The organism is Brevundimonas sp. C43, assembly GCF_030732185.1.
GTDB classification, from domain to species: domain Bacteria; phylum Pseudomonadota; class Alphaproteobacteria; order Caulobacterales; family Caulobacteraceae; genus Brevundimonas; species Brevundimonas diminuta_C.
On sequence record NZ_CP132231.1, the window covers coordinates 2,850,003 to 2,866,040 of the forward strand.

General features: G+C 69.2%; 18 protein-coding genes. 5 read left to right on the forward strand and 13 right to left on the reverse strand.

Features of this window, described 5'->3' with window-relative positions:
• Nucleotides 1–26 precede the first annotated feature (26 nt).
• A complete protein-coding gene (locus tag Q9R14_RS14270; RefSeq protein WP_306002825.1) occupies nt 27–284 on the forward strand; it encodes a DUF1674 domain-containing protein in 258 nt (85 codons plus the stop codon).
• Between the two features lie 98 nt (nt 285–382).
• Entirely contained in the window at nt 383–1,549 is a 1,167-nt protein-coding gene (locus tag Q9R14_RS14275) for a hypothetical protein (protein WP_306002826.1), read from the forward strand.
• 48 nt (nt 1,550–1,597) lie between these two features.
• Here Q9R14_RS14275 and pyrF read toward each other — a convergent pair whose 3' ends face one another.
• Complete coding sequence (pyrF, locus tag Q9R14_RS14280; RefSeq protein ID WP_306002827.1) at nt 1,598–2,326, reverse strand: orotidine-5'-phosphate decarboxylase; 729 nt, start codon at nt 2,324–2,326, stop codon at nt 1,598–1,600.
• Nucleotides 2,327–2,409: 83 nt separating this feature from the next.
• Between pyrF and Q9R14_RS14285 the strand changes: the two genes are divergently transcribed.
• A complete protein-coding gene (locus tag Q9R14_RS14285) occupies nt 2,410–3,105 on the forward strand; it encodes a MarC family protein (RefSeq protein ID WP_017505485.1) in 696 nt (231 codons plus the stop codon).
• Nucleotides 3,106–3,112: 7 nt separating this feature from the next.
• Here Q9R14_RS14285 and Q9R14_RS14290 read toward each other — a convergent pair whose 3' ends face one another.
• Nucleotides 3,113–3,511, reverse strand: a complete 399-nt coding sequence (locus Q9R14_RS14290; RefSeq protein WP_292076215.1) for a metallopeptidase family protein — start codon at nt 3,509–3,511, stop codon at nt 3,113–3,115.
• Nucleotides 3,512–3,641: 130 nt separating this feature from the next.
• Between Q9R14_RS14290 and Q9R14_RS14295 the strand changes: the two genes are divergently transcribed.
• Nucleotides 3,642–5,963, forward strand: a complete 2,322-nt coding sequence (locus tag Q9R14_RS14295; RefSeq protein WP_306002828.1) for a PAS domain-containing sensor histidine kinase — start codon at nt 3,642–3,644, stop codon at nt 5,961–5,963.
• On the opposite strand, the gene Q9R14_RS16400 is transcribed toward Q9R14_RS14295, so the two are convergent.
• From Q9R14_RS16400 to Q9R14_RS14305, 3 genes are read right to left on the reverse strand one after another with little or no spacing between them, the layout of a single operon-like run.
• Nucleotides 5,960–6,988, reverse strand: a complete 1,029-nt coding sequence (locus tag Q9R14_RS16400) for a M28 family peptidase (protein WP_371929729.1) — start codon at nt 6,986–6,988, stop codon at nt 5,960–5,962. The two genes, Q9R14_RS14295 and Q9R14_RS16400, sit on opposite strands and share 4 nt — an antisense overlap.
• A gap of 36 nt (nt 6,989–7,024) precedes the next feature.
• A complete protein-coding gene (locus tag Q9R14_RS16405) occupies nt 7,025–7,606 on the reverse strand; it encodes a hypothetical protein (protein ID WP_371929730.1) in 582 nt (193 codons plus the stop codon).
• 37 nt (nt 7,607–7,643) lie between these two features.
• The gene (locus tag Q9R14_RS14305) at nt 7,644–8,858 is read right to left on the reverse strand and encodes a TIGR03862 family flavoprotein (RefSeq protein WP_306002829.1); all 1,215 of its coding nucleotides are present in this window, start codon (nt 8,856–8,858) and stop codon (nt 7,644–7,646) included.
• Nucleotides 8,859–8,922: 64 nt separating this feature from the next.
• On the opposite strand from Q9R14_RS14305, the gene greA reads away from it, so the two are divergent.
• Nucleotides 8,923–9,402: a transcription elongation factor GreA gene (gene greA / locus Q9R14_RS14310; RefSeq protein ID WP_306002830.1), complete on the forward strand. Its 480-nt coding sequence runs from the start codon at nt 8,923–8,925 to the stop codon at nt 9,400–9,402.
• Nucleotides 9,403–9,405: 3 nt separating this feature from the next.
• Here greA and Q9R14_RS14315 read toward each other — a convergent pair whose 3' ends face one another.
• From Q9R14_RS14315 to tsaB, 8 genes are read right to left on the reverse strand one after another with little or no spacing between them, the layout of a single operon-like run.
• Nucleotides 9,406–9,813 (reverse strand): helix-turn-helix transcriptional regulator, encoded by a 408-nt coding sequence (locus Q9R14_RS14315; protein ID WP_306002831.1) that lies wholly within the window; start codon nt 9,811–9,813, stop codon nt 9,406–9,408.
• A gap of 17 nt (nt 9,814–9,830) precedes the next feature.
• Nucleotides 9,831–11,468: an apolipoprotein N-acyltransferase gene (lnt, locus tag Q9R14_RS14320; RefSeq protein WP_306002832.1), complete on the reverse strand. Its 1,638-nt coding sequence runs from the start codon at nt 11,466–11,468 to the stop codon at nt 9,831–9,833.
• 4 nt (nt 11,469–11,472) lie between these two features.
• Nucleotides 11,473–11,919, reverse strand: coding sequence for an rRNA maturation RNase YbeY (gene ybeY / locus Q9R14_RS14325; RefSeq protein WP_265149953.1), 447 nt, complete (start codon nt 11,917–11,919; stop codon nt 11,473–11,475).
• Nucleotides 11,916–12,902, reverse strand: coding sequence for a PhoH family protein (locus Q9R14_RS14330; RefSeq protein ID WP_265149952.1), 987 nt, complete (start codon nt 12,900–12,902; stop codon nt 11,916–11,918). The genes ybeY and Q9R14_RS14330 overlap by 4 nt, the downstream gene beginning before the upstream one ends.
• Entirely contained in the window at nt 12,902–14,338 is a 1,437-nt protein-coding gene (gene miaB / locus Q9R14_RS14335) for a tRNA (N6-isopentenyl adenosine(37)-C2)-methylthiotransferase MiaB (RefSeq protein WP_306002833.1), read from the reverse strand. The genes Q9R14_RS14330 and miaB overlap by 1 nt, the downstream gene beginning before the upstream one ends.
• Before the next feature lie 43 nt (nt 14,339–14,381).
• Nucleotides 14,382–14,867 (reverse strand): Fur family transcriptional regulator, encoded by a 486-nt coding sequence (locus Q9R14_RS14340; RefSeq protein WP_184279641.1) that lies wholly within the window; start codon nt 14,865–14,867, stop codon nt 14,382–14,384.
• Between the two features lie 27 nt (nt 14,868–14,894).
• Nucleotides 14,895–15,338, reverse strand: a complete 444-nt coding sequence (gene rimI / locus Q9R14_RS14345; RefSeq protein WP_306002834.1) for a ribosomal protein S18-alanine N-acetyltransferase — start codon at nt 15,336–15,338, stop codon at nt 14,895–14,897.
• Nucleotides 15,335–16,015, reverse strand: a complete 681-nt coding sequence (gene tsaB, locus Q9R14_RS14350) for a tRNA (adenosine(37)-N6)-threonylcarbamoyltransferase complex dimerization subunit type 1 TsaB (RefSeq protein ID WP_306002835.1) — start codon at nt 16,013–16,015, stop codon at nt 15,335–15,337. Before tsaB ends, rimI begins: the two co-directional genes overlap by 4 nt.
• Nucleotides 16,016–16,038 lie beyond the last annotated feature (23 nt).

Genomic DNA, 16,038 nt, shown 5'->3' on the forward strand with positions numbered 1-16,038 from the left:
GCATCAAGCCTCAAGGGAGCCGCCCTGTGACCGAACATCCCACCCTCGCGCCGAATGACGCCGACGAAACGGCGGCTGCGGCGCCTGTTTTCAATGCCGACGTGCCCCACGCCACGCCGGAACGGCCGCTCAGCGAGGCCGCACGGCGCGCGCTTCAGGAAGCGGCGGATCGTCGCGCGGCGGAAACGACCGTCCAGGCGGACACGGAATATGGCGGCCCAACCGGTCCCGAACCGACCCGTTTCGGCGACTGGGAGAAGAAGGGTCTGGCGGTCGATTTCTGACCCGCCGAACCTGCTGCGACGGGCGCAAAGGTTAACCACGCCTTAAGAAACAGGCGCCGGACTTGCCAGTCATGGGACAACTCAGAGGAGTCTGTCCCGTGACGATACAGTCGATACTTACCGCCGCGTCGGCGGCTCTGCTGCTCTCCGCAGCGCCCGCTCTGGCCGGTGGTCCCGGTCACGGGGGTTATGGCGGGGGCCACCCCGGCGGCGGCTGCGGCGGGGGATGCGGCGGCGGCGGTCACTATGGCGGCGGCAACTACAACGCCAACCACAACGTCAATGTGAACGTGAACGGCGGCGCCTACGCCAATGCCAACGCCAACGCCAACGCCTATGCGAGCGCCTCCAGCTATTCGGCGAGCAGCGCCCGGTCCTATTCCAGCTCGTCCAGCTTCCAGCGCGGCTATGTCGGCGGCGGCACGACCTACGTCGGAAGCGGCGGCTATTCGGACGGCTATTACGGCGGCGGCTATGCCGGCGGCGTCAGCGCGACCTCGGTTCTGGTCGGCCGTCCTCCGGTCAGCGCTCCGGTCGGCTATCCGGTCTATGGCTTCGGCCGTGACTATATCGGCTGGCGTCCGTATCCGGGCCGTCCGGTCGACTGCAACTGCCGTCCGCCCGTTCGCCCGCCGGTTCGCTACGAACACCGCTATGAGCAGCGTTACGAGCAAAGCTACGTCGATCAGCCGCCGGTGTATGTCCAGGCGCCGCCCGTCCAGATCGCGCCGCAGCGCATCTATGTCGCGCCTTCTCAGGTCAGCCTGGCCCCGCCCCAGATCGAGATGGGACCGCCTACCTATATCGAACAGCCGCCCATCTATGTGCAGGCGCCGCCGGTGAACATCGGGCCGCAACGCGTTCAGGTGGCTCCGTCGCAGGTGAATTTGGCTCCGGCCCAGGTCGATGTCGGCCCGCCCGTCTATGTCGATCAGGCCCCGGTCTATGTGCAGTCGGCGCCCGTCAACATCGGCCCGCAACACATCCAGGTCGCCCCGGCCCAGGTCAATGTCGCGCCCGCCCAGGTCGAGGTCGGCGGCCCGGTCTATGTCGATCAGTCGCCGGTCTATGTGCAGTCCGCGCCGGTCAATGTGGCCCCAGCCCAGGTCTATGTCGCGCCGCCGGAAGTAAACGCGGCCCCGCCGCCGCCGCCTCCGCCCCCTCCGCCGTCGGGCTACTACGGCGACCTGCCGCCGCCCGAGGCGCCTGCGCCCCACGCCCCGCCGCGTCACGGCTACGCCCAGGAGCCGGGCGAGCGCGGCTGATCGCCTCGCGCTGGAACAACTGAAGACGAACGGTCGCCCTGGTCTGTCTCAGATCAGGGCGATCTGCTGTGCGATCTCTTGCGCCGCCGCGCGGGGATCGGTCGCCGCCGTGATCGGCCGACCGATGACCAGATGGGTCGCGCCGGCCTGAAGGGCCGCCTGTGGCGTCGCCGCCCGCGCCTGGTCGTCCAGCGCGGCGCCGACCGGTCGCACGCCGGGCGTGACGATCAGAAAGTCGGGCCGGCCCGCCTCGACCGCCAGAGCCCGAGCGCGCGCCGCCTCATGCGGGCTGGAGACGACGCCGTCGATCCCGGCCTCAAGCGCTTGCCGCACGCGCCGCTCGACCAGATCGGCCGGCGACAGGCTGTGATCGTCGGCGGTCAAATCCTCGGCCGTCAGGCTGGTCAGGACCGTAACCCCCAGCACCTTCATCTTCGAACCCGCCGCGCCGCGCGCCGCCGCCGCCATGACCTGGGGGCGCGCATGGACCGTCAGCAGGTCGCAGTCGGCGCCCGCCAGATTGGCCGTCGCCTTCTCCACGGTCGCGCCGATGTCGTGCAGCTTCCAGTCCAGGAAGATTTTTCGCCCCTGCGCCTTCAGTTCCCGCGCCAGCGCCATGCCGTCGACCGCGAACAGTTGCAGTCCAACCTTGTAGAAGCCGATCGCGTCGCCGATCCGCTCGGCCAGGGCGGCCGCCTCGGCCGTGGTCGGGACATCCAGGGCGCAGATGATCCGCTCGTCGGGCGCACGATCGGAGGAGGTTTGGGGATCGGTCATCGACGGACTCGCGCTGAGCGGCTATGCCGGACACGAGGGTGCGTCGGCAGGGCGGCGTGATGGATTGAGGGCGAGGGCAGGCGATGAACGCAGTCGATTTGGGTGTCAACCTGTTCGTGACCCTGTTCGCCCTGCTGGACCCGATCGGCAATCTGCCGATCTTCGCCGCCGCGACGGCCGGGGCGACCCTGCGCCAGCGGATTTCGGTCTCGGCCCTGATCTGCGCCTTCGCCGCCGTTTTCCTGGCCTTCTTCCTGTTCACGGGCCTGGGCCTGTTGCAGTTCTTCGGCATTTCGCTGGCGGCGTTCCGCATCGCGGGCGGCATACTGCTGCTGTTCCTGGGGCTGGACATGGCGCGCGGCGACTTCCTGGCCATGTTCGCCGACAAGGATGCGCTGGCCGATTCCAAGGATGTGCGCGGCTATGCCCGCAGGCGTTTCCAGCGTCTGGTCGTGCCCTTCGCCATTCCGTTGATGATCGGCCCCGGCGCCATTTCGGCGGTCATCATTCAAGCGGGTGAGGCGGCCAAGCTAGGCTATGCCGGGACCATGGGGTCGCTGGTCGCGATCGCGGCGGCCTGCGCCGTCTCCTTCGTCTGTTTCGCCCTGACCGGGTCGCTCAGCCGCCTGCTGGGCGAGGTCGGCATGGCGATCATCGTCAAGGTGCTGGGCCTGATCCTGTGCGCCCTGGCGATCCAGTTCATCCTGCTGGGCTTGGGCGAGGCCATCCCCGGCATGATCTCCGGCGCGGTGACGACGCCCTATCCGGCGACGAAATAGGTCGGCTTCAGTCCGCGTCGTCCTCGATGGCGTGGATGTCGTCGTCGGTCAGGCCCAGGTGGTGGCCGATCTCGTGGATCAGGACGTGGGCGATCAGTTCGCCGATCCCCACGTCGCCGCGCTCGCACCATTCGTCCAGGATGGGGCGGCGATAGAGGAAGACCCGCGACGGCTCGGCCGCCGGGCCCAGGCTGTCGCGCCGGCCGATGTCCACGCCATGATACAGGCCCGTCAGCTCGAACGGATCCTCGATTTCCATCTCGGCCAAGGTCGCCTCGTCGGCGAAGTCGTCGATGCGGATGACCACCTCGCCCGCCGCGTCTTTGAACGGTCCGGGCAGGGCGTCGAACGCCTCCTGCGCCAGGCGGGCGAAGTCATCGAGGGAGGGGGCGATCGGGTCGGTCATGCCCGCGATATCGCCGCCCCGACGCTCTGTCGCAACGGGGCGCGATGACGCGATCACGAGACTGCCGCTTTTTCGCGCGCTTGGAGTATGGTTAGCGAATCGGGGCTGAGACTCTTCTCCAGGGACACGAATGGCCGAGGCCGACATCGCCTATGTCGCCACAGCGGGCGCAGCCGGATTGGCCATGGCCGTCAGCGCCTGGGCCTTGCTGCTGCGTGGGCGGTTGCATGAGACCGCCGTCGCCGCCGAGCGCGAGCGGGTCGAGGCCCTGGCCGACCTCAGCCGCCATGACGCCATGTTGCGCGCCTTCGACGACGTCAGCCTGGCCCTGACGCCGGATGGGCAGGCGGCCGGTCTGCCGATCGGTTCGGCCGAACTGATCGCGCGGCTGGCGGGTGAGGACGCAGAGGCCGGGGCCGCCGTCCTGAACAAGCTCCGGATCACCCACGGCGCGCTGATCGACGCCCTGGTTCACGAGGGTCAGGCGTTCGAAGGTCTGGTCGCGCTGGACGATGTGGAGCCCTGGCGGATCGAGGGCCGGGTCGCGGGCGGTTCGGCCTGGCTGCGGCTGTCGCCCGCCTCGCGCTTCACCCTGACCGGGGCGGATGCGACGGAAAGCGGCCTGGCCCTGCTGGGCGACGCCTCGCCGACCCCGACCTGGGTCGTGGACGGGACCGGCAAGCTGGCCTGGGCCAACCGCGCCTGGCTGAACGAGACCAATGCCGAGAGCATCGACCACGCCGTCGAAAAGGGCGTGTCCTTCGACCGCGGCGCCGACGCCCTGGTCGCCGAGGCCGCGCGGCTGGGCGTGCGCCAGGAGGGCTTCCGCTGGACGACCGGCGGGGGCGCGCGGCGCGCCTGGCGTATCATCGCCGAGCCGGCGGGCGGCGGGGCCGTCACCGCCTTCGCCATCGAGGTGACCGAGGCGGAAGAGACGCGCGACACCCTGCGCCGCCACGTCGACGCCCATGACGAGACGCTGAACCACCTGGCCGACGCCGTCGCCATCTTCGGCCCGCAAAAGCGGCTGGCCTTCCACAACACCGCCTTCCAGGCCCTGTTCGACATCGACGCGGCCTGGCTGGACGAACGTCCGACCCATGCCGAACTGCTGGACCGTCTGCGCCAGCGCCGCAGCCTGCCGGAGGTCGTCGACTATGCCGGCTGGAAGGCGCGTGAGCTGGAGTTCTATGGCGCGTCGGAGGCTTCGCCGGACGACAGTTGGTCCCTGCCGGACGGGCGCACCCTGCGCGTCGTGCGCCAGCCGCACCCGCTGGGCGGCATTCTGCTGATCTTCTCGGACATCACCGACGAGCTGAAGCTGCGCAGCCGCTTCAACGCCCAGATCCAGGTCCAGCGCGCGACGCTGGACAAGCTGAACGATGCGGTCGCGGTCTTCGGTTCGGACGGCCGGCTGCGGCTGCACAATGAGGCGTTCGAGACCTTCTGGAACCTGTCGGCGGACAAGATCGCCACGGCCTCGGACTTCGACGCTCTGGCCGAACTGTGCAAGGCCGTGCTGCCCGATCCCGCCCTGTGGCTGGGGCTGAAGGCGCGCGTCGCCGATCCCGATCCCGAGAGCCGCGTCGCCATCTCCGGCGAGGGCCGGACCGTGGACGGTCGCGTCGCCGCCTGGCAGACCCGCCCCCTGCCGGACGGCGCGACCCTGGTCGCCTTCTCGGACGTGACCGCGCGGCGCGGGCTGGAGCAGGCGCTGGTGCAGCGCGAACAGGCCCTGGCCGAAAGCCAGGCGCTGAAGCGCGAGTTCGTGGGCAGCGTCTCCTATGAGCTGCGCACGCCGCTGACGACCATCGTCGGCTATTCCGAACTGCTGGAGACGATGGGCGACCTGCCCGAGCGCAGCCGCCAGCACGCGGGTGCCATCCGCATCGCCGCCAGCCAGCTGGCCCGCTCCATCGACGATGTGCTGGACATGGCCCAGATCGACGCCGGCGAGATGGAGTTGTCGCTGGGCGACCTCAGGGTCTGCGACCTGTTGAGCCAGGCGGCCGAAAAGGTCCGGGCGCGGGTCGAGGGGCGCGGCGCCACCCTGACCGTGTCCTGTCCCGCCGATCTCAAACCCATCCGCGCCGACGAGCACCGCATCGGCCAGGCGCTGGATCATCTGCTGGAGAATGCGGCGCGCGCCGTGTCCGAAGGCGGGGCGGTGGAGCTGAAGGCCGAGACCGGCCCGTCCGAAATCCGCCTGACGGTCTCCGACACCGGGCGCGGCATTCCCTATCACCTGCAGGCCCATGTCTTCGACCGCTTTGTCCGGCGCGAGCGCGGCGGCCCCGGCGTGGGTCTGGCCCTGGTCAAGGCCCTGGTCGAACTGCACGGCGGCTGGGCCGAGGTCGAAAGCGAGCCGGGCAAGGGCGCCGCCTTCATCCTGCATCTGCCGCTGGGCGCCGCGACCACCGCCGCCGCGCCAGAGCTTCAGCTGGAACTCTAGCGTCGCGACGCTTTCGAGGTGTCCCGCGCCGGACCGAACTCGGCGCCCGCATTCCATTCCGGCCATTGGTCGCCGTCCGCCAGATCGCGGCCGACGGCGTAGATCAGGGCCACATCGGCGGCGGCGGCGTCCATCGTCCAGGTCGAATCCCATTCGTCCGTCGGCTGATGATAGCGGTTTTGAACGTAGTCGCGGCTGGCCGCGCTGGCGCCGGTGAAGCCCGCCGCCGGGAACAGAGCCGGCACACCTTTAAGCGCCAGCGGGAAGTGGTCCGAGCGATAGAAGGCCCCGGCCTGGGGCGCCGGATCGGCGATCAGGGTGCGGCCCGTCTCGGTCGCATGGCGGGCCAGAATGTCGTCCAGTTGGTTCTTGCCCTTGCCGATGACGACGACGTTGGGGTCGATCTCGGTCCCCGGCAGCAGGCTGTCGACGTTGATGTTGGCGACCGTGGTCTCCAGCGGCCAGACCGGATTGGCGGCGTAATAGGTTGAGCCCAGAAGGCCCGCCTCCTCGCCCGACCAGGCGGCGAAAACGACCGATCGTTTGGGGCGCGGACCCTCGGCGAAGGCGTGGGCCAGTTCCAGCAGGGCCGCGACGCCGGTCGCATTGTCCACCGCCGCATCATAGATCTTGTCGCCCTGGGCGTTCGGCGTGCCGACGCCGTAGCCGTCCCAATGGGCGCCGTACATGACGGTCTCGTTCGGGCGTTCCGAGCCGGGAATGCGGGCGATGACGTTCTTGGTCTCCACCTTGTCGGCGATCTGGCCGAAGTCGACGCTCATCGTCAGGCCGGGCAGAACGACGGGTTTGAAATCGGCGCTGCGCGCACTGTCCTTCAGAGCGGCGAAATCCAGGCCGGCGGCGGTGAACAGCTCTTCCGCCTTGGCGCGCTGAATCCAGCCCTGGAACGCCGCACGCTCGGCGTCGGGGTTGGCGCGCACGATGTCGAACTTGGGCGCGGCCGATGAGTTTTGCAGCGTCGACCAGGGATAGCCCGCGCCGGCCGTCTCATGCACCACCAGCACGCCCGCCGCACCGCGACGACCCGCCTCCTGGAACTTTTAGGTCCAGCGGCCATAGAAGGTCATGGCGTTTCCGTCGAACTTGCCCGCGACCGGATCCCCGTCGGGCGCCTGGAAGTCGGGATCGTTGACCAGGACGACGATGACCTTGCCGCGCACGTCCACGTCCTTGAAATCGTCCCACTGGCGCTCGGGCGCCGTGGCGCCATAGCCGACGAAGACCACGGGGGCGTCGGTCACGGTGATATGGTCGGTGGGCCGGTCGCTGGACACAAGGACATCGGGACCGCGCTCCAGGCTGATGGTCTTGCCGCCGACGGTCGCGGCGACGGTGGCCGGACCGTCCTGGCGTGTGCGCGACAGATGGGCGACCTGGACGAAGGCGCCGTCCGGCCCGCCGCCCTCGGCCCCCGCGGCCTTCAACTGTTCGACGAGCCAGGCGACGGTCTTTTCCTCGCCGGCCGAGGCGGGGGCGCGGCCGTCGAAATCGTCCGACGCCAGAACCCGAACCGATTCATTCATCCGCGCGGCGTCGATGTTCGGCGCCGTCTCCTGCGCCAGGGCCGGCGAGCAGGCCATCATCAGGGCCAGGATGGAAACAGCGGGGAGGGCGTGGCGCATCGGATACTCCTGATCGAACCGCGCGACCCTGCCTTTCTCAGTCCCGGCTGTCGAGCCAGTCGATGACGCCCTCGGCCGCGACGACGGCGGAGGCGAAGCTGGCCTGAAGCAGATAACCGCCGGTCGGCGCCTCCCAATCCAGCATCTCGCCGGCGACGAAGACCCCCGGCCGCGCAACCAGCATCAGCCGTTCGTCCACACCGTCCAGTTTGACGCCGCCCGCCGAGGAGATCGCCCGTTCCAGTCCCTGAACGCCGGTCAGGGTCAGCGGCATGGCCTTGATCCGTTCGGCCAAGGCACGCGGCGAGGCGGGCAGGGGGCCGGCCTCATACAGCAGGGCGACGGCGGCCGATTCCAGTCCGACCACCTTGCGCAAATGGTTCGACAGGCTGGCCTTACCGCGCGGTTTCGACAGACGGTCGGTCAGTTTTCCGATCGCCACATCGGGCTTCAGGTCGATCTGGATCTCGGCGCGCCCTTCCGTCTCGACCGTCGTCCTCAGCGCCGCGGACAGCGCATAGACGGCGCCGCCCTCGATGCCGTAGCGGGCAATCATCACCTCGCCCCGCGTCGTCCGGTCGTCATGGGTGACAGCGACGCCTTTCAGCGGTTGGCCCGCGAACCGATCCCGCAACAGAGCCGACCAGGCCACGTCGAAGCCGACATTGGCCGGTCGGAACGGCGACACGGCGCCGCCCTGCGCTTGGAGCCACGGCGCCCAGGTGCCGTCCGAACCCAGGCGCGGCCAGCTGGCGCCGCCCAGAGCCAGGACCACGGCGTCGGGCCGTTCCAGTTGCTCCCCGTCCGGCGTCTCAAACACCAGCGCGCCGTCGCGCCAACCGGTCCAGCGCGAGCGTGTGCGGATCTCGACGCCCTGCGCCTCCATCCGCGCGAGCCAGGCCCGCACCAGGGGCGAGGCCTTCATGGCCTTCGGGAACACCCGCCCGCTGGAGCCGACGAAGGTCTCCTGCCCCAGGGCCCCGACCCAGGCGGTCAGGTCAGCAGGCGTGAAACGGTCGATCCAGGCGGCGGCCGTGGGCTGGGCGGGACCATAGCGCGTCAGGAACCGGTCCAGCGGTTCCGAATGGGTCAGGTTCAGCCCGCCGCGCCCGGCCATCAGCAGCTTGCGGGCCACGGACGGCATCCGGTCGTGCACCACGACCGTCGTCCCTGCCTGCGCCAGCCGTTCAGCCGCCATCAATCCGGCGGGACCGGCGCCGATCACGTGAACCTGACGGGGCGATGTCATCATCGACCCGCTTTGCCCGGTTGCTGTCGCGCTGGCTATAGGCGCCGTCATCGCTATGTTCCCGACCATGAGCGTTGCCTTCACCCGCGAAGAAGATCTGGAAGCCACCGCCGCCGACCTGGCGGACCGCCCGATCTCGCCCCATCCCAATCTGGTCACGCCCGAGGGGCTGGCCGCGATCGAGGCCGAGCTGGCCTCGGCCCGCGCCGCCTATACCGCCGCCCAGGTGCAAGGCTCGATCGAGAGCGACCGCACCGCCATGGCGCGCGCGACGCGAGATCTGCGTTACTGGTCGGCGCGCCGCGCCTCGGCCCAGTTGGTCGAGCCCACTGAAGACGACGGGGTCGTGCGGTTCGGGGGTTCGGTCTCCATCGAACGCGAGGACGGGCGCGCCCAGACCTGGCGCATCGTCGGCGAGGACGAGGCCGATCCGGCCGCAGGCTCGGTCAGCCATGTCTCGCCCCTCGCCCGCGCCGTCATGGGCAAAAGGGTCGGCGACGAGGTGACGGTGGCCGGTCAGTCGGCCGAGATCGTCGCGGTCGGCTAGACCTCAGTTCTGGGCGTCCTCGTCGCCCAGCATATCCCGCATCATGTCCAGGATCAGCTTCTGCTTGCGCGCCGGCAAGCGCGGCGCCAGGCGGGTGATCTCGACGCTGGTCTTGGTGGGGCGATGCTCATGGTCGAAGGCGGGCGCCTCTTCGGCGACGCCGACCGTCGCGCCGCCGTAGCCGTCGAAGAAGAAGGGGATGCCGACCTTCATGAACTCGGCCATTTCGAACAGTTTCGAGGCCGAGATGCGGTTCGTGCCCTTTTCGTACTTCTGCACCTGCTGGAAACTGACGCCAACGGCCTTGGCCAGGGCGGTCTGGGTCAGGCCGAGGTGGAGACGCTTTTCCTGAACGCGACGGCCGACATGGCGATCGACGGGATGCGGCTCCTCGTGCTTTTCACGCGCCATAACGTCCCCCGAAGTGCTCAAATCGCCGCGCCGTTCGAGCGAACCCTAGATCGTAAAAACGACGGCCACAAGGATAGAACGAGCGCTGCCGTAAGGCCGATGAAGAACAGCAGATCGCCGAACCGACCATAGGGCGTGATCCCCGTCGGACGCGGCAGGGGGGCGTCGATGACGCCCATGACGCCGGGCTCCAGCCGCTGACCGTCCACGATTCGTCCCCATGGGTCGATCATGGCCGAAATGCCGGTCGGCGTGGCCCGCGCGATGGGCAGGCCGGTCTCGATCGCGCGATAGCTGGCCAGGTTCAGATGCTGGCGCGGGCCCGAGGTCGCGCCGAACCAGGCGTCATTGGACGCATTGACGATCCACTCGGGCCGTCCGGCCGCGCCGGGCGTGAAGCCGGGATACAGGCTCTCATAGCAGATCAGAACCTGGGCCGGGGGAGCGCCCGGAACCGAAATCGGGGCCGGCGTCGGTCCGGCGGAAAAGTCGCTGGGCATATGCACCAGGCTGCGCAGGCCGATGGAGGTCATGATCGACCCCAAGGGCAGGTACTCGCCGAACGGCACCAGCCGGTGCTTGTCATAGACGGCGGCGACCCGAAGACCCGCTCCGCCTTCGTCGGCCAGGGCGAACAGGCTGTTGTAATAGCGCGCGCCCTCGGGCGCGGTCAGGTCCGGCTCGCCGCGCGCCAGACCCATCAGCAAGGTCTGTCCGGGACGCAGGGCGCCCGCGATGGCCTGGGCGTCCGCGGAGGCAAAGACGTCGTTGGCCGAGGCGGGCAGGGCGCCTTCGGGCCAGACCACGACATTGGGCGTCCGCGCCGCCGCCTGACCCGTCAGGGCGACGTAGCGATCGACGATGGAGCGATAGGCCTCGGGCGACCATTTGGTCTCCTGCTTCACATCGGCCTGAACCAGGCGGACGACCGTGTCGGTGAACTGAAGGTCCGACTGCGCCAGCCTGAAGGCGCCGAAGCCGCCGACGGCGATCAGGGCCAAGGCGCCCAGGCCTGCGGAGATCAGGCGGCTGCGCTTGTCGCCCGGCCCGATCAAAGGCGCGAAAGCCGCCGTGGCCGCGACCGTGACCAGGCTCAGCCCATAGACTCCGACGACCGAGGCGAATTGGGACATGCCGCCGCCCGCGCGCCAGGTCGCGCCGGCCGGATTCCACGGAAAGCCCGTCAGCACATGACCGCGCAGCCATTCGGCGGCGCAGAACAGGGCGGCGAACAACAGCACCCGCACGGCGCCAAGCGGCGCGAACCGGCGATAGAGGGCGCAGGCCGTCCCCCAGAACAGACCCAGACCCGCCGGCAGCAGGCTGGCCGCGAACGGCGCCATCCACGCCTGTTCTGGATTGACGAAAAACGCCTCGGCCACCCACCAGCAGCCGACGAAGAAATAGGCGAACCCCGCCAGCCAGCCCATCCACAAAGCGCCGCGCGTCGTGTCGGACCGCTCCGACAGGATCATCAGCAGCGGATAGCCCAAAAGCCCGATCAGCACGCCGAACGGCGGATGGGCGAAGGCCGTCCCGGCGCCGGCCAGCAGCGCCAGACCAATACGGATCAGCCGCCATGTCAGGGCGCGTTTCCTGTCGGGCAGGGCGCGGATCGGGGCCGCGAAAAGGTCCAGCAGGGCGTCGGGGAACATCGGGTCAGTCCTGCTCGGCAAGATAGGGGTCGGCGACGCCGATCTGGGCCAGGATTTCGCGCTCCTCGGCCTCCATCTCCTCGGCCTCGGCGTCATCTTCGTGGTCGCGGCCCAAGAGGTGCAGCACGCCGTGGACGACCAGATGGCTCAGATGATCGGCGAGGGTCTTGCCCTGCGCTTCGGCCTCGGTCGCGCAGACGCCGTAAGCCAGGACGATGTCGCCCAGATGCGGAAAGGCGTTCTCCGGCGCGGGGAAGGACAGGACATTGGTCGGCTTGTCCTTGTCGCGAAACCGACCGTTCAAGTCGCGCACGGCGGCGTCATCGGTCAGCAGGACGACGATGTCGCCCTCCACCGTGCCAAGCGCGGCCTGAGCCGCGCGATCAACGACGGCCTCGGCGTCCCGCAGGGCGCCGGTCCAGGCCTCGGCCTCGACTTCAATCTCGATCATGCGGGGTCTTCGAGGTCCGTGGCGGGGCGTCCGCGCGCGGCGTCGGCGTCATAGGCGCGCACGATCCGCTCGACCATGGCGTGACGCACCACGTCGGACGCCTCGAACTTCAGGATGCCGACGCCCTGGACCCCGTCCAGGATCCGCAGGGCGTGGGCCAGGCCGGAATCGCGCGGGTTCAGCAGGTCGATCTGCGACGGGTCGCCCGTCACCACCATCCGCGCGCCCTCGCCCAGGCGCGTCAGCACCATCTTCATCTGCAGGCGGCTGGTGTTCTGGGCTTCATCGACGATGACGAAGGCGTGGCTGAGCGTGCGGCCGCGCATGAAGGCGATCGGGGCGGCTTCGATCTCGCCCTTGTCGCGGCGACGTTGCACGTCCTCGGCGCCCAGAATGTCGTTCAGCGCCTCCCAGATCGGGGCCAGATAGGGATCGACCTTTTCGTTCAGGTCGCCCGGCAGGAAGCCCAGCTTCTCGCCCGCCTCGACCGCCGGGCGGGTGATGACCAGCCGGTCCACCTGCCCCCGCCGCAGCAGCGATGCGCCATAGGCCGCCGCCAAAAAGGTCTTGCCGGTGCCCGCCGGGCCGACGCCGAAACTCAGTTCGCACCGTCCCAGCATGTCCAGATAGGCGGCCTGCGCCTTGGTCTTGGGCACAATGGCGCCGCGCTTGCCGCCCGGCAGAGACACGCCCGCCGCCGCCATGCCCGGCGTGCCGCGACCGCCGCGCGCCTGTCCCAGGGCCGCGCGCACGTCGGCCTCGGTGACTTCGGCGCCCAGGGCCGCGCGCTTGGCCAGGTCCTCGATCACCTGGCGGGCGTCCGTGCGGTCGCGTGCGCCGCCGTTGACGGAGACCCCGCCGCCCGGGGCCTCGACCAGCACCTTGAAGGCGTCCTCGATCAGGGCGACGTGGCGACTGTTCGGCCCGATGACCGCCCGCAGTTCGGCATCGTTCAAGGGGACGAATTCAGACTCACGCGCCATCAAGCGGCCTTTTCTTTTTGGGCTATCGCCGAGCCCGCGGGACCCGGCTGCTTGAGCCCGTCTGCTATGAGCCGGCCTGACAGACTGTTCTGCTGGCCGGCGATGATCTCGACCGGAACGATCTGCCCGATCAGATGATCCGCGTCATCGACGTGGACCGATTGAAGATATGGGGATCGACCGACCGCTTGGCGACGGTGGCCGTGCCGTCCCGGCTTGTCGAACAGCACGTTCAGCGTTCGGCCCGCCTGCGCAGCGTTGAAGGCGGTCTGCTGTTCCGTCAGCAGGGCGATCAGGCGATGCAGTCGATCCTTGACGACCTCCGGCTCGACCTGTTTGCCCATGCCCGCCGCCGGCGTGCCTGGTCGCGGCGAATAGGCGAAGGCGAAGGCCCCCGCGTAGTTCACACGCCGCACCAGATCCAGCGTATCCTCGAACTCCCGATCCGTCTCACCCGGGAAGCCGACGATGAAGTCGCCCGCGATGGCGATATCCGGCCGCGCGACGCGGATCCGGTCGATCAGATCGAAATATTTCTGACGCCCGTGCTTGCGGTTCATCGCCCGCAAAATGCGATCCGACCCCGCCTGAACCGGAAGGTGCAGATAGGGCATCAAGGCGTCCAGATCGCCATGCGCGGCGATCAACTCATCGGCCATGTCGTTGGGATGGCTGGTCGTATAGCGGATGCGGTCCAAGCCAGGGATCTCGGCCAGGGCATAGGCCAGTTCGGCCAGCGTAGCCTTGCGCCCGTCCGGCCGCTCGCCGTCATAGGCGTTGACGTTCTGGCCCAGCAGGGTGACCTCGCGCACGCCCCGATCCGCCAGCTGACGCGCCTCTTCCAGCACCGCCGCCATCGGCCGCGACCATTCGGCGCCGCGCGTGTAGGGCACGACGCAGAAGGTGCAGAACTTGTCGCAACCCTCCTGAACCGTCAGGAAGGCGGTCGGCCCCGCGGTGAAGCGGGCCGCGGGCAGGGCGTCGAACTTGTCGTCAGGAGCGAAGTCGGCGCCGATCCGCTCGCCCCGCGCCCGCGCCGTGCGGGTAAGAAGCTCGGGCAGCTGGTGATAGGCCTGGGGGCCGACGACGATGTCGACCGCCGGCTGGCGACGCATGATCTCCTCGCCCTCCGCCTGGGCGACGCAGCCGGCGACGGCGATGGTCAGGTCCCCGCCGGTCTCGCGGCGGATGTCGCGCATCTCGCGCAGCTTGCCGAGCTCGGAATAGATCTTCTCGGCCGCCTTTTCGCGGATGTGGCAGGTGTTCAGGATGACGAAGTCAGCGGCCTTTACGTCGTCGGTGACGCCATAGCCCAGCGGGCGCAGCACATCGGCCATGCGCTCGGAGTCATAGACGTTCATCTGACAGCCGTAGGTCTTGATGAACAGACGCTTTTGGGGCGCCGTCTCGACTTGAGGAACCAGGGTCTCGGTCATCGTGGGCTTATGATCGCCCGCAAGCGTCGCGACAAGCCGAGCGTCAGCCCGCATCCAAATCGGCGGGATCGACGCGCGCCGCGTGCCGGGTGAAGATCAGACCTTCGCGCTTGGACGGCTCGGCGCCCTCGATCGCAACGCCGTAGAGCTCCAGCTTGTGGCCGATCAGCTGGAAGCCCAGCCGTTCCGCGATCTCGTTCTTCAGCCGCTCGATCTCGGCATCGAAGAATTCGATCACCTCGCCCGATTTGGTGTCGATCAGGTGGTCGTGGTGATCGTCGCCGGCCTCTTCATAGCGGCTGCGGCCGTCGCCGAAGTCGTGCTTCTCGACCACGCCCGCCTCTTCGAACAGGCGCACGGTGCGATAGACGGTGGCGATCGAGATGTGCGGATCGATGGCCGAGGCGCGGCGATACAGCTCTTCCACATCCGGGTGGTCCGCAGCGTTGGACAGCACCCGGGCGATCACCCGGCGCTGTTCGGTCATACGCATGCCGCGCTCGGCGCAGAGTTTTTCGATCCGGTCCATGCGCCTAGAATAGGGGCTTGGATCGCATCAGGGAAGCGTCAGGTTGCCGTCAGGCGCACAGAGGTCGCGGCTCATCACCACGGCATCGGTCCGCGATCCGTCGGCGCCCGCATAATAGGCTTTGCGGCGACCGATCGGGGCGAACCCGGTCCGTTCATACAGGCCGCGCGCGGCGACATTGTCGTCGGCGACCTCCAGGAACAGACGCGTCGCGCCGGCCTGGACCGCAGCGACGGCCGCCGCCTCGACCAGACGTCGTCCCAGTCCGTGGCGGCGCGCGCTCGGCGCCACGGCCAAGGTCAGGATTTCCGCCTCGTCGACGACGGTCCGGATCAGGATGAAGCCGTCGGGCTCGCTGACCGCCAGCACGCCCGGCTGCGACAGCAGATCGGCGAAGGTGTCGGCGCCCCACGGCGCGGCAAAGGCCTGGGCGTGCAGGGCGGCGAGAGAGGCGGGGTCCGCCGCCGTCATGGCGCAGGCTGGCGCGGCTGGCCCGGCAGGCGGCTGGGCGGCGTGGCGTCGGGCGCGCGCAGATAGAGCGGACGGGGCGGATGGGTCGCCGGATCAGCGGCGGCGGTCAGGCGCGCCAGCGCCTGCGGCGACGGCGCGACCCGATCGTCCAGATGCGTGAAGGTCAGGTCGGGAAAGGCCTGGGTCACGACCGCCGCGCCATTGCCGACCAGCGCGACGCCCGGTCCGATGTCGGCGATCCGCCGCCCGGCCTCTTCCACCGACAGCGCTTCTTCGGGGCCAAGCGGCCCGCCGTCGGCGAAGAGGCGCGCATAGACCTGACCCCGCCGCGCATCGATCAGGGCTGCGATGGGGCCGTCTTGATTGGCGAGCGAGGCGGCGAGGGCGTCCAGCGCCGACAGACCGACGACCGGCCGGTCCAGCGCCGCGCCCAGACCCTGGGCAAAGGCCAAGCCGACGCGCAGACCGGTGAACGAGCCCGGTCCGACCGTGACGCCGATCCGGTCCAGGCTGTCGAAACCGCCGCCCGCCTCGGCCATGACGTCGCGCACCAGGCCGCCGATCCGTTCCTGATGTCCCTTGGTCATTGGCTCGAAGCGCACGGCGAGCGCGCGATCGTCCTCGAACACCGCCGCCGTGCAGGCGCCGAGCGCCGTATCGATCACCAGAAGTCTCATGGGCGTCTTCTAGGCGGCGCGTC

What these genes read in the sequence shown, in the direction of transcription:
- Q9R14_RS14285 (WP_017505485.1), top strand. Translation starts at nt 2,410, where the DNA reads ATGAACGCAGTCGATTTGGGTGTCAACCTGTTCGTGACCCTGTTCGCC.
- pyrF (WP_306002827.1), bottom strand. Translation starts at nt 2,326, where the DNA reads ATGACCGATCCCCAAACCTCCTCCGATCGTGCGCCCGACGAGCGGATC.
- tsaB (WP_306002835.1), bottom strand. Translation starts at nt 16,015, where the DNA reads ATGAGACTTCTGGTGATCGATACGGCGCTCGGCGCCTGCACGGCGGCG.
- Q9R14_RS14305 (WP_306002829.1), bottom strand. Translation starts at nt 8,858, where the DNA reads ATGATGACATCGCCCCGTCAGGTTCACGTGATCGGCGCCGGTCCCGCC.
- Q9R14_RS14290 (WP_292076215.1), bottom strand. Translation starts at nt 3,511, where the DNA reads ATGACCGACCCGATCGCCCCCTCCCTCGATGACTTCGCCCGCCTGGCG.
- Q9R14_RS14315 (WP_306002831.1), bottom strand. Translation starts at nt 9,813, where the DNA reads ATGGCGCGTGAAAAGCACGAGGAGCCGCATCCCGTCGATCGCCATGTC.
- Q9R14_RS16405 (WP_371929730.1), bottom strand. Translation starts at nt 7,606, where the DNA reads ATGCGCCACGCCCTCCCCGCTGTTTCCATCCTGGCCCTGATGATGGCC.
- Q9R14_RS14330 (WP_265149952.1), bottom strand. Translation starts at nt 12,902, where the DNA reads ATGGCGCGTGAGTCTGAATTCGTCCCCTTGAACGATGCCGAACTGCGG.
- lnt (WP_306002832.1), bottom strand. Translation starts at nt 11,468, where the DNA reads ATGTTCCCCGACGCCCTGCTGGACCTTTTCGCGGCCCCGATCCGCGCC.
- greA (WP_306002830.1), top strand. Translation starts at nt 8,923, where the DNA reads ATGAGCGTTGCCTTCACCCGCGAAGAAGATCTGGAAGCCACCGCCGCC.
- Q9R14_RS14295 (WP_306002828.1), top strand. Translation starts at nt 3,642, where the DNA reads ATGGCCGAGGCCGACATCGCCTATGTCGCCACAGCGGGCGCAGCCGGA.
- Q9R14_RS14340 (WP_184279641.1), bottom strand. Translation starts at nt 14,867, where the DNA reads ATGGACCGGATCGAAAAACTCTGCGCCGAGCGCGGCATGCGTATGACC.
- ybeY (WP_265149953.1), bottom strand. Translation starts at nt 11,919, where the DNA reads ATGATCGAGATTGAAGTCGAGGCCGAGGCCTGGACCGGCGCCCTGCGG.
- rimI (WP_306002834.1), bottom strand. Translation starts at nt 15,338, where the DNA reads ATGACGGCGGCGGACCCCGCCTCTCTCGCCGCCCTGCACGCCCAGGCC.
- miaB (WP_306002833.1), bottom strand. Translation starts at nt 14,338, where the DNA reads ATGACCGAGACCCTGGTTCCTCAAGTCGAGACGGCGCCCCAAAAGCGT.